Raw genomic sequence first — 26,063 nt, 5'->3', positions numbered from 1 at the left:
GGCACCGGAACGAGTTCAAGAGAGAAGGTGGCACAAGACTTTAGTGAATGTGCCGTAAGAACGAGCGAGAGTATTCTTGCTCGCGCTTTCATGCCGGCCGGTTATTACTCAAAAAAGCGCTTCTTCCTCCGGAAGGTCAAGCAGACGGCGAGCAGCCGTCAAGGTGTTGACCATCAGCATTGCAATCGTCATTGGACCAACACCACCGGGAACCGGTGTAATGGCTCCTGCAACCTCTGCTGCCTCTGCAAAGTTCACGTCGCCAACCAGGCGAGCCTTGCCTTCACCCAGGTCCGGAGCCGGAATTCGGTTGATGCCGACATCGATAACGGTCGCGCCCGGCTTGATCCAATCGCCCTTGATCATCTCCGGCCGACCGACCGCCGCGACGACGATGTCCGCGGAACGCACGACGTCCGGCAGGTCTCTGGTGCGGCTATGAGCGATCGTGACAGTGCAGCTTTCCTGAAGCAGAAGGCTCGCCATGGGTTTGCCGACGATGTTGGACCGGCCCACCACGACTGCGTTGAGACCCGAGAGCGTGTCGCCGAGTGTGCGCTTCAACAGCACCAGGCTACCGGCAGGCGTGCAGGGCACCAGCGCACTGTCCCGTTCTCCGGCAGTCAGCAGTCCAACATTGACAGGATGGAATCCGTCGACGTCCTTTTCCGGGCGGATGAGGCGCAGCACCTTGCTCTCGTCGATATGTCCCGGCAAAGGCAGCTGTACCAGAATTCCGTGAATATCAGGGTCGTTGTTGAGCTGGTCGACAAGTGCCAGTACAGCGTCCTCGCTGGTGTCAGCAGCAAGCGTGTGTTTCACAGAGTGAAAACCGCAGGCTTCGGCGGCCCTGTCCTTGTTGCGTACGTAGACCTGGCTGGCAGGATCCTCACCCACCAGGACGACCGCCAGACCGGGGCGTTTGCCGCTGGTTTCCAGCAGCTTGGCTGCCCGGTTGGTGATTTCTTGCCTGACACTTTCCGCGATGGCCTTGCCATCGATGATCTGAGCCTTGGGCATTCGGCCTCCTCATTGGTCGCACGTCTTCTTAAACCGGCGACAAGCTATAGAGCTCTGTATCGAAATGAAAAAGGCCGAATGCGTCTTTTACTGCTCTGGTTTCGCCATGCATGCCTTTTTAACCCCGACGACCCGGTCAAAGTGATTCTGCGAAATCGTGAAGTTCCGAGATGGCGCAAACGATGTGATAGAGCGAACTTGCCGGTGCAGGCTCATCGACAAAGGTTCCGTCTGGAGAGAGCTTGTCTCGCCACAAGCCGGCGGGGACATCTGCAAAATAGACTTTCAGTGCATGGACGGCTTCCGGAATATCCGCCAGGTAGGCATCCCTTTCCGCGCCTGTTGAAACTTCTGCCAGAGCGACGGCAGCCTTGATCCATTCCGTCTGTCCCCACAGGCGTGCCATAGGGTCTCGGACGGAAAAATCGTCGTTCAAGGCCATGAAGGCAACACCGCGGCTTTCGTCTATGCCGTAGGTCCATGCAATGTCGTAGAGACGCCGAGCAGCTATCAAGGCACCGGCATCCTTTCTCGATTGCCCCCATCTTGTCAGGAGCCACGCCCATTCGAACTGGTGACCGGGCTCCATGACACGGCCTTTGTCACCATCAAACGGGGTCCAGTTGCTGTTGAAGAATTCCCGAAGCCCGCCTGAAACCGGGTCGATGAATCGCGTCAGCGCAAGTTCGGCGATTTCATCGGCAAGGTCCGCCCAGGCCGTATCCGAAGAGACTTTTTCCCATGCGAGGCACGCTTCGAACATGTGCATGTGCGGATTGGAGCAAAGCGGTGCCTTCGCGGGAGAGGCTTCTTGAAATCCTGCTTCCGGATGACGATAGGCCGTCATCAGATGATCCAGCAGCTTGTCGGCCTGTTCGCTTGCGCTGGTTTTACAGGCAGGAAGATCCGCTGCCAGCTTGGCGAAGCCAAAGAGGGAAAAAGACTGATTGTAGAGGTCGAAACTCGTGTCTGTGACGGTGTTATTCATGTCAACGCAAGAGGCGTAGTGTCCGTCCGGCATCAGGAATGTGCTCGTGTACCAGCCATAAAGTCCGGTCGCTAATTCCTCGGCTGGTCCCGTCCACCCGAGCTTCTTGCCTTCCAGAAAGGAATAGATCTGCCTGCTCACGACCCGCGCGCGCCGCGTGACCGGAAGGCCGGCACCTGTTTTGAGGTCGATAACGTCAAGACTGGTTTTTGTTTGCGGGTCGATACCGGCAGTTGACCAGAGCGGCAAGGCCGAATCCCGCAGCCAGATTGTTAATTCTGACGAGAGAATTTTAATGTTTTTAATGTCGTTATGCCGGTTGCTGGCGGTCATAAGATACCCCGAAGACAGATGTTGGAAGCTCTGACGCTGAATTCGATTATCGACGCTCACATGCCGAACAGAAGACGATAAATTGGAAATTTATCAATTCACTAGGAAAAGACGGTGTAGTGTTACAGCAAAGTCACAGCTGGGAGGTTTCTCCCGGGGAAAGCTGCGATGCGTCTTGGACAACCTTGCAAGAGGGTGTTACCAGACTTGGCAGCAATTTGGGTGGATTGGGTACTAATGCGTTTTTTGTCAGTATTGGCGGCTGCCGGAGTTCTGTTTGGGTGCTCCGCCCTGCCGGGCGAGGGTCCGGCTGCGATAAATATTTCGTCGCAAGATGTCGAAAACAGTGCACAGACGGGTGATTACACCGTCGTCGTTGTCGAACCGTCCAACATTGACACCATCAAGAATTACCGTCCGCTTGCTTTCGCCAACCAGTTCCACGGAGTTGGAAGTGGCGGGTCTTCAACGCTCCTCGGTGTTGGCGACACGCTGAATGTCACTATCTGGGAGGCGTCGCCAGACGGCCTGTTCAGCAGTGGCGGTGGCGGGTCGAGCAACATTCCGTCCGTTGTTGACGAGAGCGGCTATATCTTCGTGCCGTACGCTGGCCGTATACGGGCAGCAGGCCTCAGTATTGAGGGCTTGCGCCAGTCGGTGCAGCAGAAACTCGTCGGCAAGGCCGTTGAGCCGCAGGTTCTGATTTCCCTCAGAGACAAGCTGAGCTCAACCGCGGTTGTCGTCGGCGATGTCGCCAAGCCGGGCGTTTATCCGTTGCCGCTGCGAAATACCCGCTTGCTCGACCTCGTTGCGCAGGCAGGTGGCGCGCGCGACGCGACCTATGAGACCGTGGTTACGCTGAAGCGCGGCAACCGCGCCGGTACCACCCGTCTGGAAGACCTGATCGATTACCCGGAAAACAACGTTCTGATCGCGCCCAACGACAACATTCTTCTGTCGCATCGCCCGCGTACTTTCTCTGCTTTCGGTGCCCTCAAGGCAAACCAGCTCGTTCCGTTCAAGACGAAAACCGTCACGATGGCCGAGGCTCTGGCGACGGTGGGTGGTTTGCGGGATGACCGTGCGGATGCAAACGGTGTCTTCCTGTTCCGCTTTGAGGATGCTGCGCTCGTGCGAAAGCTCAAGCCTCTTCTCGCGGACAAGCTGACCGGTCAGAGTGTTCCTCTTGTCTACAAACTGAGCCTTCGCGATCCGAAGGGCTTTTTCATGTCGCAGAAATTCGAAATGCGGGACAAGGACATCCTGTTCGTTTCGAACCATCCGACTGCTGAGCTTGGCAAGTTCCTGCAAATCATCGCTCCGCTCATCAGCAACTACTCTGTGGTAAGTAACATCACGGATTAACAGTTGCCGTACGAAGATTTAACGGCTCAGATAAACATGGTGGGCCGTTAAAGCCGGTAGGTTGGCAGATTGCATGGTTTCAGTCAGTTCAATGGTGGTGCTGTTTCTGCAAGGGCCGCCTGGCGTTTTTGCGCGAACCATTGCCGACAGCCTTGAAAAAGCAGGGGCGTCCACACGCCGGGTGAACCTGTGTGCCGGCGACTGGATCGGTTGGCACGACCGCAGATGTACATCCTATCGCGGCTCCTTGCGAAACTGGCCCAAATGGCTTCGAGCCTACTGTCTCGACCAGAAGATTACCCACATCGTCTATTACGCGGATCGTGTGCCTTATCATGTCGCAGCGGCGGAAGTGGGGGCTGAACTCGGCATAACGTGTCTGACCTTTGAAAACGGCTATCTGCGTCCGGACTGGATAACGCTTGAACATTGCGGAATGTCCGCGCACTCCCGGTTTCCGGATGATCCGGAACTCATCATGAAGGTAGGCAGCAGCCTTCCGGATATCGACCGGCAGGCTCTCTACAAGTACCCGTTCATCAACGAAGCGGTGAACGAGGTAACCTACAATATGTCCAACGTGATCTTCGCGTTGTCATATCCCAGGTATGTCCGTGACAAGCTTTATCATCCGCTGATCGACTACCTGAGCAATATTCCGCGATTCTCGCTCGCCAAAAGCCGCAACAGGCACGCCCACCACGTGATTGACGACATTATTGCGACTGGCCTGCCATACTACGTCTTTCCCCTTCAGCTTCAGAGCGACTATCAGCTGCGCTATAACTCCCAGTATGACCATATTGCGGATGCTGCGGAGGAGGTCATCAAGTCGTTTGCAGAAAACGCACCTGTCGCGGCGCGCCTTGTCTTCAAGGTCCACCCTCTGGACAATGGCATGGAGCCCTGGGGGCGAATCCTGCGGACGCTCGCCAAGAAATACCGGGTCAAGAAGCGTGTGGTTCTGGTGGATGGTGGCAACCTGAACCGGCTACTGGAACACGCAGCAGGCTCTTTGACGATAAACAGCACCACCGGTCTGCATGCCCTCAGGGCGAATTGCCCCACGAAGGTTCTCGGCATCGCACTTTATGATATCGCAGGGCTGACGTGCCAGAACCCTCTTGATGATTTCTGGCGGAACCCGACGATGCCGGATCAGGATCTGCTGGATGCGCTTGAACGGTTGCTTGCAGCGTCCATTCAGGTCAAGGGATGTTTCTATACCAAGGAAGGCAGAGAGGCGGCTGCCGACATGATGGCGGAACGGATGATTGCGGACACGGTTAATTTGCCGCAAGCCTTCTGTGAAATGCCGCCTCGTTTGCAAAAGGCGCAGGCGAGAGGGATCGCGACGACCTTTTCCGAACAACTGGAACGGCGTGGCAAAACCGAACGGTGGACACATGTCTGGCGCGGTTGAGCCGACCCTGGCAACGGAAACTCGCCCAAATGTCGTAAGACGGGTCTTATTTCTGCAGGGACCGCTATCTCCGCTCTACAAGCAAACGGGTGATTGCCTCAAAGCCCTCGGGTTTGAGGTTCATCGGATCAATTTCTGCGCTGGTGACTGGCTGCATTGGCACGGAAAGGGCTGTATCAGTTTCAAGGGGCAGCCATCCGAATGGCCGGCCTACATAGAAGACTATTTGCGCAAACACGAGATTACAGATCTCGTTCTTCATGGGGATCAGCGCCTTTACCATCGCCTTGCAATCGAAAAGGCAGTCCGGCTAGGCGTTTATGTTGCCGTGACAGAACTCGGGGCGTTGCGGCCCGGCTGGATGACGCTGGAGCGAACCGGTTTGTCCACGCTCAGTCACTTTCCTTCCGACCCGGCTGCGATAAGGCGCATAGCCGAGACTGCGGGGGCGGTGGATCTCACCCCGCGGTATCCCTCCAGCTTCTGGCTCCAGACAGCGCCTGACGTGGTTTATAACCTGACGAATGTCTTCCTGAAGCCGCTCTATCCTGCCTATCAGCGGCACACGATCTATTCCCCGGTTGCTGAATATCTGCGCGGAGCAGTCAGGCTGTTGAAGGAAAAGCGGAGGAACAGGGCAGCTGAACGCCAGCTTGCGGAATTGCAGGAGAAGGCGGTTCGCTATTACGTGCTGCCATTGCAGCTGGAGGGAGATTTCCAGTTGCGCAGACATTCTCCATTCCACAGTTTTGAAGAGGTTCTGGAGGTCGTTTTTCGATCCTTGGCAGAAGTGGCAGATGACGACGTTCACCTGGTCTTGAAGAGCCACCCTCTCGATGTCGGCTTCGAAGACTGGCCGGGTGTTGCAGATCAACTTGCAGACCGCTTCGGCTTGCAACACAGGGTGCATTTTCTCGATGGCGGCGGCCTTGCGAAGCCGTTCGAAAAGGCGCTCGGGGTCGTGACGCTGAATTCCACTGCCGGGCTGGAAGCCTTGCAAGCTGGCGTGCCGGTGAAGACGCTGGTGCCGGCCCACTACGATATTGCCGGCCTGACCCACCAGGGTGATCTGGCGAGTTTCTGGAATGAGCCGGATCAGCCGGATCGTGACCTTCTTCTCATTTACGTTCAGGCGCTGGCAGCTTCAACGCAGGTACGAGGGTCGATTCACAATTCGGAAGGTGTCGCAGTCGCGGCAAAAAACATTGCCGAAAAGATTGCCAATAGAGACTTGAACGCCTTCGGAGCCTATGTCGATCCTCCTCCCAGGCTCGCCAGGGCACGTGCGCTCGGAGTGCCGTTGTGATCGGTTGGTTGAAGGGGCATAAGTCGGCGTTGAAGATTGTCGACCCGGAGCTTCGGCCGTTGGAGGCCCGGCTTCAAGCGGCTCTCGAGGGCGGGATCCTTGAGAGTTCAGATACCAGTCCTTATCAGGCAGTTTGGCTGAAAAATGCCAATGCGTTCAGCAGAATGAAGCCTGCCACAGGTAGCCTTCTTCTAGTCCTGGAAGGACCGACACCTGCACAAGCCCGGCGGCTGCCCTCCAGTTTAATTCTTTTGCCAGTGAGCCGCTCCGAGCTGAAAGAACGTTCTTTGATGAGCGTCGCCTTTGACGCGCTAATCCGGCAGTTCGTCCGACATGGCCGAAACAATGCGTCGGTTTGCGATTTTACGGGCACTTGGCGTGAGAAGTTGCTCTCCTGTTCCGCGGCGGGCGAAACTGCGGTTGCTGGAGCCGAAGGTCTTTCGCTTCAGAGGCTTTTGGCCGGAGACGAGGTCCGACAAGAGGGCGCCTTGTTCTGGGCCGAACTCAAGAACAAGGCTGCTCTTGAGCAGCTAGCCATCGACGACCTGCTGAACTGGATATTGTCTTGCCGGACTGCCTGGTTCTCACCTTATACAGGCGATCTTCTGCACCCCGGTGAAGCGCTGGAGATCCACTCGCTCATGCAGGAGCAGTGGCAGGACAACGCCATGCCTGGCCATTGCTACGGCGCGCAGTATTGGAACCATCCTTCGATCAACGCTACCTTTTCCGGAAAAGGCGGGGCGGTCACGTTTCACGAATCCCAAGAGGATGCAGTCTCAGCCGCACGGAGTGACGGCGGGCGGATATATTCCTGGGCGGGACGTACCGATCCCGCGTTCGAGCAGATTTGCATACAAAACGGGATTCAGTTGTCGCGCATAGAAGACGGTTTCTTGCGCTCCGTCGGTCTTGGTGCAGGCCTTGCAAGAGGGGCTATGCTTGCCGTCGATGACCTCGGCATCTACTACGACCCCTCTCGGCCCAGCCGGCTTGAGGTTCTACTGAAAGGGTACGAGCTTTCACCGGAAGAACGGAACCGGGGCGAAGTTTTGATCGACCTGATCATTCGCGCCAGGGTCTCCAAATACAATTTCGGCAAGACGCGTTCATTTGCCTATCCGGCCAACAAGGAAAAGATCCTCGTACCGGGGCAGGTTGCGGACGATGCGGCAATCAGAAAATCCAGATCTGCGACGATCGATTGCGCCAACACACCGAACGTGAATCTCGATCTGCTTCGCCTCGCCCGTGCCCGTCATCCCGAGGCGTTCCTGGTTTTCAAGCCGCATCCCGATGTTGAGACCGGTTTGCGCAAAGGCAAGGTGCCTCGTGAAACCGCGTTGGAATACGCCGATGAAATTGCCGAAGATGCGAATATCATCGACCTCATAGAAGCAGTCGATGGTGTCGAGACTTTTTCTTCGTTATCGGGGTTCGAAGCTTTGCTGCGGGGCAAGAAGGTATGTGTCCATGGAGCGCCCTTTTATGCCGGCTGGGGTCTTTGTGAGGACTTGACCCAGATTGAGGGCAGAGGCACAAGCCGCACCTTGCCGGAGCTGGTCTATCTGGCTCTCGTGAAGTATGCCCGCACAATTGACCCGGTTTCCTTGTTGCCATGCTCACCGGAGTTTCTGGTTGCGCGGCTTGCGGAGCAACGGACAGACAAGCGGCACCTTCTGGTGACCGCGATCAAGCGGCACTCGTCCTGGCTAGGCAGAAAACTTGGAATCTAACCCTCATGGGAGAGGCAAGAATGGCAGGCGAAACACAAAAGGTCATCGTGTTGACCGGTGCCAGCGGCGGCATAGGGCAGGCGCTTGCTCGTGAATACGCTGGTCCTGGCATCTATTTCGCCCTTATTGCCCGGGATGAGGCGCGGCTGGAAGCTTTGCTGACGGAAATCCGCGAGCTTGGTGCTGACGGTGAAATCAGTGCCATCGATATTCGTGATCGCGAAGCACTGCATGGCTATCTGAGCAATCTGGATGCACGGCATCCAGTCGATCTGGTCATTGCAAATGCTGGTGTGACTGCCGGGCTCGGCCCCAACCGAACGCGCGAAACGAATGCGGACAGCGATCGGCAGATCGATGTGAACTATCGAGGCGTGGTCAACACCCTCACGGGCCTCGTCGACAACATGCAAAAACGCCGGCGTGGGCAACTGGTACTTATCTCGTCTCTGGCCGGAATGCGTGCCTTGCCGGATATGCCGAGCTACAGCGCCACGAAGGCGGCACTCATTGGCTACGGGCATTCCCTTCGCGGTTGGTTGAAGCCCTTCGGCATATCCGTGACGATCATCTGCCCGGGGTTCATCACTTCACCGATGTCAGCGCGCCACAACGGTGCCAAACCGTTCGAAATGCCGGCTTCAAAAGCAGCCGCATTGATGCGACGGGCAATCGACCGTCGCAAGCCGTTCTATGCGTTTCCGTTTTTGCTGGCCTGGGGTATTCGCCTTCAAAATCTGTTGCCGACGAAGATCGGCGATCTTTTCATGGGCGGCTTTGATGTGACGATTGATCAGGATCCGCGTTATCGAGAGAACTCTGACAGGTAGGCTTCCTCCGATCCGGACACGACAGCATTTTCGTGTCCGGCAATTGCGGGAGGCATGATGCCCAAATCTGTTAGCGCGTAGCCTTGATAAGCCGGTCGACGGCAGTTCCGTCCGCGCGCATTGCGTCGAGTTCGGAAGCCGTTGTCTCTACAGCGCGCCGGATCTGGTCTTCGGTATGTTCGCTTGTAATGAAGAACCGAATGCGCGCTGATTTCTCAGGCACGGCGGGGAAAATGATCGGCAGGGCATTGATTCCCTTTGCGAGCAAACGATTGGAAAGCGTTGCGGCACTTGCAGAATCGCCGACAATGACGGGAACCACCGCGTAGCCGGCACTGGGCCCAGTGTTCAGTCCGGCTTCCTTTGCGAGCTCCAGAAAGAGTGCTCCGTTCTTCTGTAGCTTTGCGACCCGCTCAGGTTCCTGCTCAAGCAGATCTGCAGACGCAATGGCAGCGCCTGCGAGCGCGGCGGAAAGTCCAACGGAAAACACGAAACCCGGCGCAGACACTTTAAGGTAGTCGCACAGGACCTTGGATCCGGCGATATAGCCACCGCAGGATGAGAAGGTCTTGGACAGCGTCCCCATCCAGATTTCGACTTCAGTCGGGTCTATCCCGAAATGCTCGGCGATGCCCTTGCCGGTCTTGCCGAGGACACCGATGGAATGTGCTTCGTCGACCATCAACCAGGCGTCATAGGCCTGTTTGAGCTTCACGACACGCTTCAGGTCCGGGAAATCTCCATCCATCGAATAGAGACCTTCCACGACAACAAGCACCTTGTCGAACTTGTGCCGATGATCTGCGAGCATCTTTTCCAGAGCATCAAGATCATCATGAGGGAAGTTCATGCGGGTCGCGCCGGACAGGCGAACACCTTCGGCAATGGAGTTGTGCACGAAGGAATCGGTCAGGACCAGATCACCCTTGTGGACCAAATGGCCGATCGTCGTGACGTTGGTGGCATGACCGGACACCATGACGATCGAAGATTCCACACCGTGGATCCTCGCCAGCGCTGCTTCCAGTTCTGCGTGGAAAGGGCGCTCACCGGCAACAATACGGCTTGCAGAAACGCTCGTGCCGAATTTGTCGACATAGGCCTTTGCGGCCTCGTTGACCTTGGGGTGCCCGTTCAGGCCGAGGTAGTTGTAGGAAGCGAAATTGTCGTAGTTGCTGCCGTTGATGACGCTTGTACCCGCTGCCAGCCCGTCGTGAGGTCGGAAAAACGGGTTTTCGATCCCCATCATGTCTGCCGCAGCTCTGTGCATCTGCAACTGCTTGACCTGCGGCAGCTCCTTGAAGTCATAGACCTTGCGCTTCGGGGCTGCCGCTTGTGGACGCGCCGACGAAGACGTCGCCCGTCCACGCGCAGAACGGCGGTTGGCTTTCAAGCTGTCCATCAGCTTGGCGCGATCATCAGCGCCCATACCAGTCAATCCTTTTATGATGCCGCTTACAGGAAGGAACCAAGTTCGCGGCTCTTGTTCTCAACTTCGGCAGCAATGTCGGAAAGATCTTCCGTTTCCTGACGCTGGTCATCCACGTGCAAGCTGGCGAGCTGCTGCGTTTCATCCGAAATTCCGGAGGCATTTTCTTCGCCCAGAACCCGGTTTGCAACACGGCTGGACAGGTCGATCAACGTCGCGCCGTTTGCGAGAGACATCAATGGAATATCGATCCCGAGCTGACGTTCCGCACTCATGCGCAGTTCAAGAGCCATCAGGGAATCCATGCCGATGTCCGACAGCGGCTTGTGCGGATCGATCTCTTCAGGTGCAATCCGCAGGATCTTGCCGATTTCGGCGGCCAGAAGCTTGGCAACAGTCTGTGCGGCAGTGACCTGATCCATGCCTTCCAGCATGGCAGCAAGGTCTATCGCTCCGTCCGCGCCGGTTTCGTCTTCGTCACCAAGGCCAAGCAGACCGACCAGAGGTGTGCCGACCAGTGCCAGATCCTTGCGTGCCGCCTGCCAGTCGATACGCGCATATCCAAGCGCCGCAAGGCCAACGTTTTCCTGCGAAGGCTGCACCATAAGGGCCATGAGGCCGTCGAGTGCTTCCTTGGCAGTCAGGGCATGGCGTCCGAGCTTGCGGGACAGCATCTCGTTGACATCTTCGTTGCGGGCCAGATAACCGGCGTCGGAGATTGCACCCCAGGCGACAGCAAGGCCTGGCCGGCCTTTGGCCCGGCGCTTGCGTGCAAGGCCTTCCAGGTAGCCGTTGGCGGCGACGTAGTTGGCCTGACCAGGGTTGCCGACAAGGGTCGTGGCGGACGAATACAACACGAAATGATCGAGCGGATCGTCGGATGTCAGTTTGTCCAGCAGTTCCGCGCCGCGGACCTTGGGCGCCAGCACTTTTGTCAGGCCGTCATGATCCATGTTGGCGATCAGCACGTCATTCAGCACCATCGCCGTGTGGAACACGCCCTTGATCTGATGTCCTTCAGACCGGATCTCTGCAAGCGCCTTCTTCACTGCTGCTTCGTTGGTGATGTCGCAGGCATAACCCTTGATCGAGATGCCGCGCTTGGTCAGTTGCGCGAGAACCTCCTGGGCGTCTTCACTTGAAGCGCCCCGGCGGCTGAGAACTGCAAGCGACTTTGCACCATGATCGGCAAGGCGGTGGAGCAATGCTGCACCGAAGCCGCCAAAGCCACCGGCAACGACGTAAACAGCCTCACCGTCAAATGAGATCTCGCGCTTGGTCGGCACGTTTTCGGGAACCGCGGGCGGGCGGATCACGATCTTGCCGATATGGCCCGCCTGCTGCATCAGTCTGAAGGCGTCGACCACATCTGCGGCTTCGAACAGGCGATGCGGCAAGGGACGTAGCGTGCCCGCTTCGAATAGCTCGACAAGCTTGACGAACAGGTCGACGGCCAGCTTTGGCTGGCGGGTTAGAAGCTGGTCGGCATCGATGCCAAAGTAGGTCAGGTTCTGACGGAACGGACGCAGGCCGATCCGGGTGTTGCCGTAGTAGTCGCGTTTGCCCAGTTCCAGGAAGCGGCCGAACGGTTTCAGAACCTCAATGCTGCGTTCCATGGCTTCGCCGAACAGCGAGTTGAGAACCACATCGACGCCTTCGCCGGCAGTTTCTTCCATGACGGCGTCAACGAACGCCAGACTTCGGGAGTCCAGAACGACATCTGCCCCGAGCAGCTTCAGGGTGTTGCGCTTGTCTTCGGACCCTGCGGTCGCAATGATTTTCGCACCGCGCCACTTGGCAATCTGCAAGGCGGCCAGGCCGACGCCACCGGCGCCTCCGTGGATCAGGACCGTTTCCCCTTCAGAGAGAGCAGCCAGATGCACAAGGGCATAATAGGCAGTGAGGAAGGTGACCGGGATCGTTGCAGCTTCTTCCGCGGAAACCGTACTCGGCATCGGCGCACAGCCGCTTTCGTCGACCGTGACATGAGATGCAAAGCAGGCCGGGGCGAAGGTGATGACCTTGTCACCCGGTCGGAAGCGGGTCACGTCCGGACCACAGCCCACAACATGTCCACAGCACTCCATGCCGAGTGTCGGTCCGGCAAAGCCATCTTCGAGAGCTTCTTCCGGCAACAGGCCGAGTGCCCACATCACATCGCGGAAATTGAGACCGCTGGCTTCAACGGCGATTTCCACATCCTTGCCTTCAAGCGGCTTGCGCTCAACGGCGTGCCAGGAGAGCTGGTCCAGGGAGCCTTGGCGCAGGATATCCAGCCGCATGGCGGGTTTGGCGCCTTCCGGCAACGTGACGCTTGATAGGACGCCACCTTTTACAAGGCGGATACCGGAACGGGTTTTGCTGTCGAGAACGATTTCCCGTTCGCAATTGGCTACCAGGATTTCGTCGGCCACACGTGCAGCAGCTATCCCTGGCTCCAGATCCGGTGAGACGTCGATCAGCTTCAGGTTCGCGTCCGGGTATTCGTTCATGACCACACGGCCAAACGCCCAGATCCCGGCTTGCTCGGGAGCGGCTGGCTTGCCACCGGCTATATCCTGCGCGCCGGCTGGTGCCAGAACCGTGAACTCGCCGCCGTTTGGTCCCAGCGCCTTGAGCAGTGTCATCAGGCTGAAGGCACGACTATCGACAGATGCGAGAGCGTCGGCAGAGGCAGCATAGGCACCGAGCAGATGAACGACCCGGCCGTTATGTGCGGCAACAAGCGCGTTGAGCGCTTCGTCCGCCACCTGGACATCAACTTTGTCGCCAAGTGCAACACTCCAGATGTCGTCGCCGAGCTGTTCGGTAACTTCACCTGGAACAAGAAGGGTGGCTGTGTGACCTTTACGGGTTAGGCAAGCCTTCAGACCTTCGGCGAGTCGGTGAGACGCGCCCTCTGAGCTGGTCAGAAGAAGATACTTTTTCTTCTCGGCTTCAGCTTCCGGTGCTTCTTCGTCGGTGTCCGTTGCTTCTTCAGCGCGATCACCCGCACGCGCGCACAGGAGATCGGCTTCAATCAAAGTGCTCTTCAGCGGTACGGTCTGGACCTCGGCCAAACCGGCAGCTTCCAGCGTCTTGGTCCAGTCCGCCTGTTGCCTGGAAATCGGGAACTCGGCAGTTGCGCCTTCGTCCCACCAGGACGAGCCGACGCCCATGATTAGGTCGGTGAGCGGATGAGGCAGCGGTTCTGCGCCAAGCACCAGCCCGCCTGGAACCATGGATTTCGTGAACCGCTTCAGCGTGTCTGCATCGATTTCCGCAAGAGACGTATCGAACAGCACGATGTCGAAATGCCGGTCGAAGGTAAAGGATGCTTCGCCTGGTTCAACAAACTCGGTCGCCGAACTGCCCTGCCACAGACGCTCGCCCCTGCCAACTGCGGAGGACGTTGCATCTGTTACGGTCAGCGCCATGTAGGTGGGATCAAGCGCAGCATCGATCGCCGCAGCGAGACCACCGTTCGCCCCAACCAGAAGAACCCTTAGTGCCTGGTCACTTGGCCAGCTGGTAATCAGGCTTTGTACACCAGACTGCAGGGCCGACGACAGGGCCCGCTTGCCAGGAGAGGAGGAACGGTAGGCGTCGAACAGGCTGGAAGAATATTCCTTGCCGGAAGCTTCCTGAAGGCCGAACTTCAGAATATCGGACAAACCCGTCCAAAGTCGTGCCAGCAACGCTGCCTCGGCGATATGTTCGCCTCCGCCATCGGTCAGGGCTTGCAGAAGCGCCGATGCATCCGGATTGCCAGACGGATCCGTGAGTTCAAAACCTTCGTCGCTTTCCGTGCACAGGCCGCTCTCGGCCAGCCAGCCAAAGAGACTTGCTGCAAGCGGCACTGCCGTTTCATGCAAATCGCCGGCTGCGACAAGCGACGCCAGTTCAATTTTCCGATCTGCGAATAGATCGAAAAGTGTCTTGTGCGCAATCGTGCGACCCAGCGCTTCGATCAGAACACGGCTGTCGTCGAGTTCCTGGTCGTCGGCGCCCAGAAGGTCCAGATTGCCTGCCAATGAAGGCAATCCATCGAAGGTTTCCTGAAGCGGCGAGATACGGTCCTGCGCAGGAAGAAGCGTCGCAATCTGGCGGTAAACCAGATCGTCGGGACGCGTGTCCTGTCCAAGAGTAACCGCCTTGAACCGGGTCTTGGTCAAGCGGGCGATCGTCAGGCCGTCGGCATCCAGGAACTCGAAGCTTGCTTCGATCGAGCGCGGAGACGCCTTTGTGACTTCGATACGCACGGAAGCCGGCAGGGTTTCCGGTGCCAGAAGACGCAAGGTGCCAAGGCGGATCGGCAGGAAGGATGTGTTTTGCGGAACATCCTCGACACCGTCCAGGAGCGCGAACAGGCCATGGAAGCCGGCATCCACCAAAGTCGGGCAGAGCGAGAACGAGTAATCCGCGAGGCTCTCGTCCTGCGGCAACAGCGTAACGGTCGCGCTGGTATTCGAGTGCTTGACCACTTTATCAGCACGGCGGAAAGCCGGACCGTAATTCAGACCAAAGCTCTTGGTGACCGTGTAAAGCGTTTCGTGATCGAGTTCCGACAGAACGCTATCACCGGGTTTCACCCACGGGGTTCTGGAAGTCGTCGAAGGCGTCAGGAATGTTCCCCGGGCATTCAAGGACCAGTCGTTGTCGGACAGGCGCGGTCGCGACAGGATCTCGACCACATGATCGTCAGGCGAGATACGGACCTGGGTTTCCCAGACTTCATCGCCTTCGATCACCAACGGGCGAAGAATGTCGAAGTCGCGCAGTTCGATCTGGTCGCTCCGGCTCCACCGGAGCGCGGCGCGCAGGCTCATCTCGATATAGCCCGCGGCCGGATAGACGATGCTTTCCTCGACCTTGTGATCCTGCAGGAAGGGCAGGGAACCACTGTCGATGTGGTTGAACCACTCGGCAGTATCCTGACGCAGACGGTATCCCAGCAGCGGCCAGGTCTGGCCGAACATGAAATCGACGCGTTCAGGGCTGTTTTCCGGGCGATACTCGGAGTTCTGCCAGGGGTAGGACGGAAGCGGAACCAGATGCCCCGGGCGTTCGCCGACAAACCGGATCAGGTCGGTCTGGCCACCATGTGCCACAACGGATGCGGCAATCCTGTCAAGCGGGTTGCCTGCTGCGGCAGCTGCTTTCTTGGAAGGTTCCTTGAGCGTTTCAAGAACCTTGGCCTTCTTGCCTTTGGCCCGCAGGACGTCGTTCACATAGGTGCCGAGAACAGGCTTGGGACCGATCTCGATCAGGACAGAGAAATCATCTGCTGCCATGTTTTCCATGGCGGCAGCAAACCGGACTGGCTGACGAACGTTGTGCCACCAGTATTCTGCATCGACGCGGACATCGCGTTCATCCGGCGTAACCGTCGAATAGAAGGGAAGCGACACGTCTGTCGGCGATAGACCATCCAATGCAGCAAGAAGAGGCTTTTCGATCGGGTCAACCAGAGCGCTGTGGAACGGATACGCCAGGTTCAGGCGCCGCATGGCCCACTTTTTCTTGCGGGCAAACTTCGCAAAGGCATCCAGACTTTCGCTGTCGCCGGAAATTGTGACGCTTCGCGGGCTGTTGTCGGCAGCGAGTTCAAGTCTCGGCAGTCCGCTTTCTGCGATGGCGGCAACTGCCTGATCTGCCGGCAGAAGCAAGGCAGCCATGGACCCGAGATCCCTGACGACTTCCTGTTCGCTGGAACGGGCGCGAATGACGCGGACTGCTTGTTCGAGATTCAGGGCGCCTGCACACCAGGCTGCGGCAACTTCACCGACCGAATGGCCTGCGGTCCCGGCAGCGGTAATGCCGCGCTGGCGCAGCGATTCCACAATGCCGACCTGTATTGCAAACAGAAGCGGCTGCGCGATTTCGGAGCGCTCAAGATCTGCTTCAAGGTCTTCTGCAAAAAGCGTTGTGACGAGTGACCATCCACTCAGACCCATGAAGATCTTGTCGACCTTGTCAAAGGCGGTCCGGAATGCCGTATCGGCCTGATAGGCTTCCTGGCCCATACCGGCCCACTGAGACCCGTTTCCGGAAAAGACAAACCCGACCTTCGCGTTCGACTTGATGACACTGCCTGATACGACATCTGCGTTTTCATCGCCGTTCTCTGCGAATGAACGCAGCGCGTCGAGTTTTTCCGCCTTGGTCTTGCCGAGAACAACAAGTCGCTCTGAAAGCAGATCGCGGCCGTGGGCACTCGAGGCAATCACATTACCGGCTGTTTCCTCCGCCTCGTTGTCGAGACGTTCGGCGAACTTGCCGGCTAGTTGCTGCAGGGCTTCCTTGGACCGGGCACTAATGACCAGCGGCGCGTCAACCGGTGCTGTCGAGGCTTCGGCGGTTTCGGGATCGGGATCGCCTATGACGGCGTGAGCGTTCGTGCCACCGAAACCGAAGGAATTGACCCCTGCAAGTCTGCGGGTGCCATTGCGCTCCAGGGAAACGGCTTCACCGGCAACCTTGAGGTTCAGCTCGTCAAACGGAATATCCGGGTTGGGATTTCTGAAGTGCAGCGACTGCGGCAGGAGGTCTTCTCGCAGCGCCATTACGGATTTCAGAAGTCCGACCAAACCGGAAACAGGCTCAAGGTGTCCGACGTTGGTCTTGACGGATCCGATGGGCAGCGCCTTGTCGCGTTTCTGGCCAATAACCTTGCCAAGCGCGTCAGCTTCTGCAGGGTCGCCAACGCGCGTACCGGTGCCGTGGGCCTCGACGAAGGCAAGATCCGTCGGATTGATTTCCAGGCCTTCGTAAATTTCACGTAAGAGGTCTGCTTGTGCATACGGGGACGGAAGCGACAGGCCAACAGTGCGACCGTCGGCATTGATGCCGGTTGCAAGCAGCTTGCCGTGGCTCTTTGCACCTTCCGGAACGCCTGCACGCGCGGCGCGCAAAACGACCACAGCACCGCCTTCGGAGCGCACGTACCCATCGCCATTGGCGTCGAATGCCTGGCAGAGGCCGGTCGGCGACAGCATTGTGGCGCGGGAGAAGCCGACAAAGGCAAACGGGCTGAGCAGAAGACTGACGCCGCAGACGATCGCGGTATCGATCTGGCCGGACTCGATGGCGGAAACCGCTTCGTGCAGTGCGACGATGGAAGAGGAGCAGGCGGTGTCGACCGTGAAGCTGGGGCCTCTGAGGTCGTAGATGTAGGAAATGCGGTTGGAAACGATCGAAAGCGTGTTGCCGGTCATGAACTGCATGTCGGCCATGGCCGGATCGACCAGGAAGCGATGGTGGTAATCGAGAGACGACGCACCTACATAAACGCCGGTGTTCGAGCCGGCCAGGTCACTGGGGCGGATATTGGCGTGTTCCAGAGCTTCCCAGACCAGTTGCAGCAGCAGCCGCTGCTGCGGATCCATCTGCACGGCTTCACGCGGAGAAACACCAAAAAAAGAGGGGTCAAATCCCCACACATCATCCAGCTGTCCGGCAGCCCAGGTGTAGGTCTTTCCTGACGTGCTTTGGACCGGGTGTCCGAAGCGGGCCAGCGGCCAGCGGTCTTTGGAGACAGACGTAACGGCGCATTCGCCGTTTTTCAGCAATGACCAGAATTCGGCAGAATCGTTGGCGCCGGGGAGGCGGGTAGAATAACCAAGAATATCGATATTTGATGTAAGCGACGCCACAGAACAACCTGTTTTTATTAGTTGGGTACAGTCAAGCTATTGATTTTCATAAGAAAACTTACAGTTTATAAACAGTCATTTCCGTATGCTCCCTCGAGATAAATCGCAGACCGGCGCGACCCAGTCTCAGTGCTGCCATGCGTAAGCTTATCCCATGCCAAACAGCGTTTCCAGCTACCTTGCAAACGCAGGGTTTGGCAACCTTTATCCCATGGAGAAATGCTGGAAAAGGCTAGATACATAAAAAATCGTATTTCTTCTGAGTGTTCTTAAGAAGCGTCGATGCGTTGCAAGAACAGATTTTGAAAATCTCTTGAAAAACAAACGCCCCACACGATGGCGGGGCGTTTTTTTGGTGTTCGGCTGCGGATCAGACGTTGCTGTCCGGGAAAGAGGCCTTGCGTTCGGTCATAAAAGCCAGCAGCGCTTCATCGATGCCCGGGTCTAGTTCCGGGCCCGTGTAACCCGCCAATTGTTCCTTCCAGCGGGCATTGGCACGTTGTGCGGCATCCAGTTGCCCGTCTGCGAGCCATTGCTCGTAGGAGTTATTGTCGGCGATCGAGGACCTGAAGAAAGCGCTCTCGAAATTGCGCTGCGTGTGTGCGGCACCGAGGAAATGGCCACCAGGACCGACTTCCTGAAGCGCGTCCATCGCCAGAGTTTCATCAGAGATTTCGATGCCCTTGGCAAGTACATGCATCATGCCGAGCTGGTCGGCATCCATGACGAACTTTTCGTAGGAAGAGCACAATCCGCCTTCCAGCCAGCCAGCTGCGTGAAGGCAGAAATTCACACCTGATTGCAAGGTGGCCAGAATGGTCTGCGCGGATTCCTGCGCAGATTGCGCATCCGGGCTCTTGGATGCGGTGAACGAGCCACCTGAACGGAACGGCAGGTTGAGCCTGCGGGCGAGTTTTGCTGCCCCGTTGAGAAGCAGGGAGCCTTCCGGGCTGCCGAAAGTCGGGGCACCGGACTGCATGGAGATCGAACTGACGAAGGCACCGAAAACGACCGGGGCACCGGGACGAATCAACTGGGTCAGGGCGCAGCCGGCCAGAGCCTCGGCCAGCACCTGCGACAGCGTACCGGCAACGGTTACCGGGCTCATGGCGCCTGCCAGGATAAACGGCGAAACGATACAAGCCTGATTGTGCTTGGCGTAAACCTTGAGGGCACCAAGCATGGTGGCGTCGAAGACCAGAGGTGAATTGGCGTTGATCAGCTGGATCATGACGCAGTTCTGATCGACGAAGTCCTCACCGAAGGTGATCTGCGCCATCTTCACGGAATCTTCGGCGCGTTCCGGTGCGGTGACCGATCCCATGAACGGCTTGTCGGAATACTTGATATGGGAATAGACCATATCGAAGTGCCGCTTGTTGACCGGAAGGTCGACAGGCTCACAGACGGTGCCGCCGGAATGATGCATCCACGGCGACATGTAGGCGAGCTTCACGAAGTTGCGGAAGTCCTCGATCGTGCCATACCGCCGGCCCTTGTCGAGATCTGTGACGAAGGGGGGGCCGTAGACAGGAGCAAAGACAAGATTGTTGCCGCCGATTTCAACGTTGCGCGCAGGGTTGCGGGCATGCTGGGTAAATTGGGAAGGGGCCGTCTTTACCAGCTCCTGAAGCATGCCCTTTGGAAAGCGGACACGTTCGCCGTCGACTTCTGCACCGGCTTCTTTCCAGATACCGATAACTTCGGGGTCCTCACGGAATTCAAGGCCGATTTCAGCGAGAATGCGGTCGGTATTGGCTTCGATCCGTTCCGCACCTTCGTCGCTCAAAATGTCGAAGTTCGGAATGTTGCGCGAAATGTAGGGAATGGCCAGGCTGGCAGGTCCGGCTTGCCGGCGCTCGCGGCGGGCGCTTCTTCCTCGACGGCCAGATGGGGCGGCGTCTGACATCTTATGCTCCCAAGATGATTTTGGTTGCGCGTAGTCTTTATCAGGAGCCCTGACAACCCGGCTCCATAACCGTCGCACAATACCGTAAAAGCGTCATGGCGCTTTGTTGCTTCATTTTCGCCGGAAAGTCCATTGACTTCGCACAGTGAAAAGTGGTTTCGGAATTGGCGACCAAGCGAAGGTCGAGGTCACCTTGCCGTACAGAAAGACCGCCTTTACGCCTAACCGCGCAGGCCAGGGCTTCGTAGAAGATAATTTGCGCACATGGATTTCCCGGTGCGGTCTGCTATTGCAGAAACAGGCCTGAAAACGGGCGAAGACGACACCAACAAGACGAAAGACTGCTGAATGTCCAAGCTGGAAGAGCTCCTTGCCCAGAAAGGGGCGTTGCTTGCCGATGGTGCAACCGGAACGAACCTGTTCGAAATGGGTCTCGTTTCCGGTGACGCTCCGGAATTATGGAACACGGACGAACCGGAAAAGATCACTGCGCTTCACAAGTCGTTTGTCGATGCGGGATCCGACATCATTCTGACCAATACCTTCGGCTGCAATCGTCATCGGCTGAAGTTGCACAAGGCGGAGGATCGCGTCAGGGAACTCAACATTGCCGCCGTCAAGCTGGCGCGCGATGTGGCCGAAGCTTCCGGACGGACGGTTCTGATCGGAGGTTCCGTCGGACCGACCGGCGAACTTTTCCAGCCCCTTGGCGCACTCAGCTATGAAGAGGGTGTTGCAGCCTTCAAGGAACAGATGGAAGGCCTTGTTGAAGGTGGTGCCGACATTTTGTGGGTCGAAACCATGTCAGCCGTCGAAGAAATGAAGGCCGCCGCTGAAGCAGCGCAGAATTTCGACTTGCCATTGGTCATTACTGCCAGTTTCGATACAGCCGGCAAGTCGATGATGGGTCTTTCACCCAAGGGGCTTGGCGACCTTCAGAGCCAGTTTGCCTGCACGCCCGTCGCGATCGGGTCCAATTGCGGTGTCGGTGCGTCGGATCTGCTGGCAGCGATCATGGACATCACCGAAGCCTATCCTGATGCGATAATCGTGGCGAAAGCCAACTGCGGCATCCCTCAGATCAAGGGCGATGAAGTGGTCTACACCGGAACGCCGGAGCTGATGGCAAAATACGCACATATGGCCCTTGATGCAGGTGCGCGTATTGTCGGTGGCTGCTGCGGTACGTCGCCGATCCATCTGGCTGCAATGCGCGCAGCCTTGGATGCCCACAAGGCGGGTGCCCGGCCGACACTGAACGAGGTGATCACCGAAATCGGTCCGCTTGTTTCGCCTCCGAACAAGGAAGCTGATGCCGCCCGCGCAGAAAACGACGGTTCGGGTTCCGGTCGGCGCAGGGGGCGCAGGCGCAGCTAGATCTTGCGCTCAAGCCACAAGTCAGGGTTTTAAAAAGGCGCCAATCGGCGCCTTTTTTTCGTCGAAAGTCCTGCAACAGTGTTGCAGCTGTCACGTAAGCCCTCTAACGCATCCCGATCGTTTTGTGGATGGGCGGCAAGTCGCGATGATGCTTGAGCAGGAACTGCGCGCCGTCCGATCCGCAAGCTAACGGAACCGCTTCGAGCCTGAAGCCAGAAACGGACACATGTTTTGCGCCCTGTTGGACTTGCACTGATTGCTCTCGCTGCCCTGATCCCTCTTTTCTGGTTCGCCCCGATGGCTGCGTCGCGAGATCCGGTGGCGCTTTTCAGCCAGTATCTTGGAACCGCTGCATTGATCGTGATGGGGATCAACCAATTCCTGGCGACGCGCGTGCCGGGGCTGGAACTGGTGTTCGGGCCGCTCGACCGGATCTACGTTTTGCACAAATGGCTGGGTATCATCGCGATGGTGGGCCTGGGACTGCACGACATCATCGATGCGGATATGGACGGTTTGCGTGGCGGACCGCTGGCCGATGCTGCTGAAGACATAGGTGAGGTGAGCCTTTACGGTCTTCTGATCCTGGTGCTGGCATCCGTCATCACCTTCATTCCCTACCACTTGTGGAAATGGAGCCATCGGTTGATCGGCGTCTTCTTTTTCATGGGAGTATTCCACTACTTCTTCATTGAAAAGCCGTTCGCGAACGCAGACCCGCTCGGGCTTTACGTTTCTGCGTTCTGTGTGCTCGGCCTTGTTTCCTATGTCTGGATGTCAGTTCTGCGGCCGTTGGCACCACGTGGCCACGCCTACAAGGTTGCCTCCGTTCGTCACATCAATGGCCTGACGGAAGTGCTCCTGGAGCCCAGGGGGCGAGGGCTGAAACATGTGGCCGGACAGTTCGCGTTCCTTTCGGTAAAGGGAGGAGGCTTGACGGAGGAACATCCGTTTACGCTCAGTGCCGCGCCACGCGATGACAGGTCGCTGCGATTCACGATCAAGGATCTCGGCGACTACACCAGCCGCCTGTACCGCGAACTGAAGGAAGGTATGGAGGCTATGGTTTCCGGTCCTTATGGCAATTTCTCGATGCCGTCTGGACGGGACCCTCAGGTGTGGGTTGCCGCCGGTGTCGGAATAACTCCCTTCCTTGCGTTTGCGCAGAGCCTGAAACACCGGGAGAGTGGGCCGGTAAAGCTCTACTATTGTGTGCGCGAGCGTGGCGACATTCCATATGTGGTTGACCTTCAGCAATTGGCCGAAGAAACCGGCAAGCTTGAGCTGATAATCGTCAATTCGCTTGAAGGCGTCAGGCTGACACCCGAACGGATTGTCGAAGACCTGAAGGGCGACTTACGCAATGCCCATGTCTTCTTTTGCGGGCCTGCGCCCCTTCGCAAGACACTGAAGAGCAGTCTCGTGCTGAAAGGCCTGAGAGCCAGCCGGTTTCACTTCGAGGAGTTTCAGATGCGAACCGGTATTGGCCTGGGCAGACTGGCGGTCTGGCTCTGGGATCGGGGAATTTACGCCATCGAAAAACGCCGCGCCGAAAAGACACAGCCAGCAGAATAGTGCCTCCGATCTGCGAAAGCCCACTTCGTGCGGGAATGGCGCTTATTGCAGCCAGGGGGCTGACGCACTCCAGAAGATGATGTCAACGCCAAGATAATCGGTGGCAAACTTGATAAATTCCGATCGGGCAAAGGTCTTGCCCGTTTCCGGATTGATGTACTCCAAAGTGGGCTCCTGGATCGCCATCGCAATCACCGGCAATTTGTCCTTGAACTGGTGAAAGAAGGGGTAGGAATTCTTCATCTGTGCCTTTCGATGCGGAACGATATCGGGACCGCCCAGACCGATTCCGAGTTCGGCTGCCTTGTCGAAGCTGCGCTCCATGTAGCCTTCACTGTTTTCCCACTCGCATGGCCAGAAGTTGACGTATTGAACGACATGGGATGCCTGGAACGCAATGCGCGCATGGACCATGTTTTCCAATGTCGCGTTGAAATAGGCGTCGCAACTGAAGCCCGTCTCGTCCTTGCGTCTGTCAACGTCGATCGAGCTTTCCGGCAGGTTGAGGCCTTCGATGCGGCCATCGAACTGGTCCGCAAGGGCGGTCAATAGAGCCTGGTAACGGGTGCGAACCGCTTCGTTCCATTGAACGGCTACCCAGCCTTCTGGTGTCGGGGTTTCGGCTTCACTGTCGTCCACCTGTCGGGCAAGGCCGCCTGCATAGAGCGGATCCTTCAGCAAATAGTCCGGCACAAAGCGAGCACCTTCCCAGAAGAAGCGGTCCTGAAGTTGAAGAAAAAACGCCTTGTCGAATTTTTGGGCTACAGCGAGGTCCCGCTCGATTGCGGAAAAGTCATAACGACCTTTTTCCGGTTCCAGCATTCGCCAGTTGTAGAGGATCTGAACGCCGGAAATCGCTGGATTATGCAATAGTTCACGTGTCTCGGAAAACGCGCCTGCACTGGTGTAGAGGTAATGTTTGACGTCGGCCAGGGCGATACCGGGGAACGTCATCATCGAGACAGCCGCAACAAGCGACGGCAAGGGGCGAAGGCTGCGAGCGGAAAATACTTTGCACAAGGTTGCAATCAGTCTGATCAATTGAAGACCCTCATTATCTGAAAAACGAAAGCCTGACAGAGGACTGAAGTGAGGCCCTTGTGTGTCTGGATCCGCTTTTGCCCAAGAAACGAATTGACGTGAACGTAAGTTGAAATCAGATTATGGGTTGAAAAAGAAAGTGGTAGGGGAGGCTACATGACACCGGTTATGACCGAGACCGAAATCATGGAAATGCTGGACAAGGAATTTCCGCAAATCCATGCAGGTGGTCGTGTTTATGCAATCGACAGCGTCTCACCCGGGAAAGCGGTCCTGCGCCTTTCCGCCAACGAGCTGCACCTGCGCCCGGGGGGCACAGTCTCCGGTCCTTCCATGATGGCGCTTGCGGACCTGGCCGCCTATGTCGTGATCCTGGCTCATATTGGCCCGGTTGCGCTTGCCGTGACCACAAATCTCAACATCAACTTTCTGCGGAAACCTGAGGCAGGAGATCTTCTCGCCACGTGCCGCCTGTTGAAACTCGGCAAGCGACTTGCCGTTGTCGATTGCGAAATTGCAGGTGATGGACAGGAAGAACTCGTGGCTCATGCCACAGCGACCTATTCCGTTCCTCCCCGCTGATAGTATCCGGACTTGCGGCCTCGATGTCAGGCTGATTGCCTGCCGCGCCTTACGGCATTACGAGTTTCTCCTTCGGGACTGCAGAAATGGAGGCCCGGTTCATTGGGCCGGCCAACTGTTCGAATCTAGTCAGATCGGGAAGCTTTTGGCCATTTTTCCTGATCTGGTTGGGGCGATAGACATTGGCCGATACGGGGAATGCAAGCATCACCGTTGTCCGGATGATCAGCATCTGACCAGGTTTGGCACCGATTTATGGGTTCTAATTTGCGGTATTATAATACCGTTTTTTTAAGTCATTGAAAAATATAAAGAAATAAGAGAGCTGTCGAAAATATCGTGCTTGACGCTTATTCTGGGTGAGCGTATAAGCGCCTCCGAACGAAATTTCGGTCCGTTCGCTGGCTTGATACAGGCCGCGCGGGCCTTTTCTTTAACCGACCAGTACGGATCAATCTCATGAAGACCTTCTCTGCCAAGCCGGCTGAGGTCGAGAAAAAGTGGATCTTGATCGACGCAGAAGGAATGGTTGTCGGCCGTCTCGCCGCATTCATCGCCAATCACCTGCGTGGCAAGCATCTGCCGACCTTCACGCCTCACATTGACACCGGTGACAACGTCATCGTCATCAATGCCGACAAGGTTGTGTTCACCGGCCGCAAGTACGACAACAAGAAGTACTACTGGCACACCGGCCACCCGGGCGGCATCAAGGAGCGCACAGCACGTGCAATCCTCGAAGGTCGTTTCCCGGAGCGCGTCCTGGAAAAAGCCGTTCAGCGCATGATGCCGGGCGGTCCTCTGTCCAACAAGCAGCTGAAGAACCTCAAGGTCTACGCTGGTCCGACCCACCCGCATGAAGCTCAGTCGCCGGAACTCGTCGACGTCAAGGGCCTCAACGCAAAGAATGATGGCAAGAGGGCTTAACGATGGCTGAGCTGCAATCCCTGGAAGAACTGGGCGGTGCGGTCGAAACCGCTGCCCCCGAAGCTCCGGTCCATGTCCAGAAGCTGGACGCCAATGGCCGTGCATATGCAACCGGCAAGCGTAAAGATGCTATTGCCCGCGTCTGGATCAAGCCGGGCACCGGCAAGATCGTGATCAACAAGAAGGACTACACCGAGTATTTCGCTCGCCCGGTTCTTCAGATGATCCTTCAGCAGCCGATCATGCTGACCGACCGTGCAGGCCAGTACGACGTTATCGCAACGGTTACCGGTGGTGGTCTTTCCGGTCAGGCTGGCGCTGTGCGTCACGGCCTGTCCAAGGCTCTGACCCACTATGAGCCGGAACTGCGTGCGGTTCTGAAGAAGAACGGCTTCCTGACCCGCGACAGCCGCGTTGTTGAACGTAAGAAGTTCGGTAAGCGCAAGGCACGCCGGTCGTTCCAGTTCTCCAAGCGTTAATCGCTGGATCTGGAAGTTACCAGTTCGAAAAACCCGCCGGAGCGATCCGGCGGGTTTTTTGTTGGCATCAATGCCTGCTAGGGCTTTGGCACGTTTGCAGCCACGCATG

At 57.3% G+C, this 26,063-nt stretch carries 16 protein-coding genes; 10 read left to right on the top strand and 6 right to left on the bottom strand.

Going from position 1 to position 26,063, the window contains the following annotated elements:
* Positions 1-108: 108 nt before the first annotated feature.
* Both folD and FIV03_RS22010 read right to left on the bottom strand, forming a co-directional pair.
* Entirely contained in the window at positions 109-1,020 is a 912-nt protein-coding gene (folD, locus tag FIV03_RS22015) for a bifunctional methylenetetrahydrofolate dehydrogenase/methenyltetrahydrofolate cyclohydrolase FolD (protein WP_152510976.1), read from the bottom strand.
* Positions 1,021-1,156: 136 nt separating this feature from the next.
* A complete protein-coding gene (locus FIV03_RS22010) occupies positions 1,157-2,257 on the bottom strand; it encodes an AGE family epimerase/isomerase (protein WP_286202220.1) in 1,101 nt (366 codons plus the stop codon).
* 321 nt (positions 2,258-2,578) lie between these two features.
* Between FIV03_RS22010 and FIV03_RS22005 the strand changes: the two genes are divergently transcribed.
* The 5 genes from FIV03_RS22005 (at position 2,579) to FIV03_RS21985 (ending at position 9,001) form a co-directional block, all read left to right on the top strand.
* The gene (locus FIV03_RS22005; protein WP_031268801.1) at positions 2,579-3,706 is read left to right on the top strand and encodes a polysaccharide biosynthesis/export family protein; all 1,128 of its coding nucleotides are present in this window, start codon (positions 2,579-2,581) and stop codon (positions 3,704-3,706) included.
* A 73-nt stretch (positions 3,707-3,779) separates the two neighbouring features.
* Positions 3,780-5,129, top strand: coding sequence for a capsular biosynthesis protein (locus FIV03_RS22000; RefSeq protein WP_209009742.1), 1,350 nt, complete (start codon positions 3,780-3,782; stop codon positions 5,127-5,129).
* On the top strand, positions 5,113-6,435 hold the full coding sequence (locus FIV03_RS21995; protein ID WP_152510974.1) for a capsular biosynthesis protein: 1,323 nt from the start codon (positions 5,113-5,115) through the stop codon (positions 6,433-6,435). The genes FIV03_RS22000 and FIV03_RS21995 overlap by 17 nt, the downstream gene beginning before the upstream one ends.
* Before the next feature lie 488 nt (positions 6,436-6,923).
* A complete protein-coding gene (locus FIV03_RS21990; protein ID WP_173013909.1) occupies positions 6,924-8,171 on the top strand; it encodes a hypothetical protein in 1,248 nt (415 codons plus the stop codon).
* Between the two features lie 20 nt (positions 8,172-8,191).
* Entirely contained in the window at positions 8,192-9,001 is an 810-nt protein-coding gene (locus FIV03_RS21985; protein ID WP_152510972.1) for an SDR family NAD(P)-dependent oxidoreductase, read from the top strand.
* A gap of 70 nt (positions 9,002-9,071) precedes the next feature.
* On the opposite strand, the gene FIV03_RS21980 is transcribed toward FIV03_RS21985, so the two are convergent.
* The 3 genes from FIV03_RS21980 to FIV03_RS21970 all read right to left on the bottom strand — a co-directional run bounded on the left by FIV03_RS21980 (position 9,072) and on the right by FIV03_RS21970 (position 19,973).
* Positions 9,072-10,430, bottom strand: coding sequence for an aminotransferase class I/II-fold pyridoxal phosphate-dependent enzyme (locus FIV03_RS21980; protein ID WP_152510971.1), 1,359 nt, complete (start codon positions 10,428-10,430; stop codon positions 9,072-9,074).
* A 26-nt stretch (positions 10,431-10,456) separates the two neighbouring features.
* Positions 10,457-18,064, bottom strand: coding sequence for a type I polyketide synthase (locus tag FIV03_RS21975; RefSeq protein ID WP_209009741.1), 7,608 nt, complete (start codon positions 18,062-18,064; stop codon positions 10,457-10,459).
* A 370-nt stretch (positions 18,065-18,434) separates the two neighbouring features.
* The gene (locus FIV03_RS21970) at positions 18,435-19,973 is read right to left on the bottom strand and encodes a trimethylamine methyltransferase family protein (protein WP_152510970.1); all 1,539 of its coding nucleotides are present in this window, start codon (positions 19,971-19,973) and stop codon (positions 18,435-18,437) included.
* 348 nt (positions 19,974-20,321) lie between these two features.
* Between FIV03_RS21970 and bmt the strand changes: the two genes are divergently transcribed.
* Positions 20,322-21,350 (top strand): betaine--homocysteine S-methyltransferase, encoded by a 1,029-nt coding sequence (gene bmt, locus FIV03_RS21965; protein WP_152510969.1) that lies wholly within the window; start codon positions 20,322-20,324, stop codon positions 21,348-21,350.
* A 297-nt stretch (positions 21,351-21,647) separates the two neighbouring features.
* On the top strand, positions 21,648-22,925 hold the full coding sequence (locus tag FIV03_RS21960; RefSeq protein ID WP_152512534.1) for a ferredoxin reductase family protein: 1,278 nt from the start codon (positions 21,648-21,650) through the stop codon (positions 22,923-22,925).
* A 42-nt stretch (positions 22,926-22,967) separates the two neighbouring features.
* On the opposite strand, the gene FIV03_RS21955 is transcribed toward FIV03_RS21960, so the two are convergent.
* Positions 22,968-23,966, bottom strand: coding sequence for a hypothetical protein (locus FIV03_RS21955; RefSeq protein WP_152510967.1), 999 nt, complete (start codon positions 23,964-23,966; stop codon positions 22,968-22,970).
* A 156-nt stretch (positions 23,967-24,122) separates the two neighbouring features.
* On the opposite strand from FIV03_RS21955, the gene FIV03_RS21950 reads away from it, so the two are divergent.
* From FIV03_RS21950 to rpsI, 3 genes are all read left to right on the top strand, one after another.
* Positions 24,123-24,548, top strand: a complete 426-nt coding sequence (locus FIV03_RS21950; RefSeq protein ID WP_152510966.1) for a PaaI family thioesterase — start codon at positions 24,123-24,125, stop codon at positions 24,546-24,548.
* A gap of 459 nt (positions 24,549-25,007) precedes the next feature.
* The gene (rplM, locus tag FIV03_RS21945) at positions 25,008-25,475 is read left to right on the top strand and encodes a 50S ribosomal protein L13 (RefSeq protein WP_006935155.1); all 468 of its coding nucleotides are present in this window, start codon (positions 25,008-25,010) and stop codon (positions 25,473-25,475) included.
* A 2-nt stretch (positions 25,476-25,477) separates the two neighbouring features.
* The gene (gene rpsI, locus FIV03_RS21940) at positions 25,478-25,954 is read left to right on the top strand and encodes a 30S ribosomal protein S9 (protein WP_022999426.1); all 477 of its coding nucleotides are present in this window, start codon (positions 25,478-25,480) and stop codon (positions 25,952-25,954) included.
* Positions 25,955-26,063 lie beyond the last annotated feature (109 nt).

The organism is Labrenzia sp. THAF187b (assembly GCF_009363375.1).
Lineage (GTDB): Bacteria > Pseudomonadota > Alphaproteobacteria > Rhizobiales > Stappiaceae > Roseibium > Roseibium algicola.
The sequence above is the reverse complement of the archived record's forward strand: the minus strand, read 5'-3'. Positions and strand labels throughout refer to the sequence as shown.

What these genes read in the sequence shown, in the direction of transcription:
- folD (WP_152510976.1), bottom strand. Translation starts at nt 1,020, where the DNA reads ATGCCCAAGGCTCAGATCATCGATGGCAAGGCCATCGCGGAAAGTGTC.
- FIV03_RS22005 (WP_031268801.1), top strand. Translation starts at nt 2,579, where the DNA reads ATGCGTTTTTTGTCAGTATTGGCGGCTGCCGGAGTTCTGTTTGGGTGC.
- FIV03_RS22000 (WP_209009742.1), top strand. Translation starts at nt 3,780, where the DNA reads ATGGTTTCAGTCAGTTCAATGGTGGTGCTGTTTCTGCAAGGGCCGCCT.
- FIV03_RS21995 (WP_152510974.1), top strand. Translation starts at nt 5,113, where the DNA reads ATGTCTGGCGCGGTTGAGCCGACCCTGGCAACGGAAACTCGCCCAAAT.
- FIV03_RS21985 (WP_152510972.1), top strand. Translation starts at nt 8,192, where the DNA reads ATGGCAGGCGAAACACAAAAGGTCATCGTGTTGACCGGTGCCAGCGGC.
- FIV03_RS21980 (WP_152510971.1), bottom strand. Translation starts at nt 10,430, where the DNA reads ATGGGCGCTGATGATCGCGCCAAGCTGATGGACAGCTTGAAAGCCAAC.
- FIV03_RS21970 (WP_152510970.1), bottom strand. Translation starts at nt 19,973, where the DNA reads ATGTCAGACGCCGCCCCATCTGGCCGTCGAGGAAGAAGCGCCCGCCGC.
- bmt (WP_152510969.1), top strand. Translation starts at nt 20,322, where the DNA reads ATGTCCAAGCTGGAAGAGCTCCTTGCCCAGAAAGGGGCGTTGCTTGCC.
- FIV03_RS21960 (WP_152512534.1), top strand. Translation starts at nt 21,648, where the DNA reads ATGGCTGCGTCGCGAGATCCGGTGGCGCTTTTCAGCCAGTATCTTGGA.
- FIV03_RS21950 (WP_152510966.1), top strand. Translation starts at nt 24,123, where the DNA reads ATGACACCGGTTATGACCGAGACCGAAATCATGGAAATGCTGGACAAG.
- rplM (WP_006935155.1), top strand. Translation starts at nt 25,008, where the DNA reads ATGAAGACCTTCTCTGCCAAGCCGGCTGAGGTCGAGAAAAAGTGGATC.
- rpsI (WP_022999426.1), top strand. Translation starts at nt 25,478, where the DNA reads ATGGCTGAGCTGCAATCCCTGGAAGAACTGGGCGGTGCGGTCGAAACC.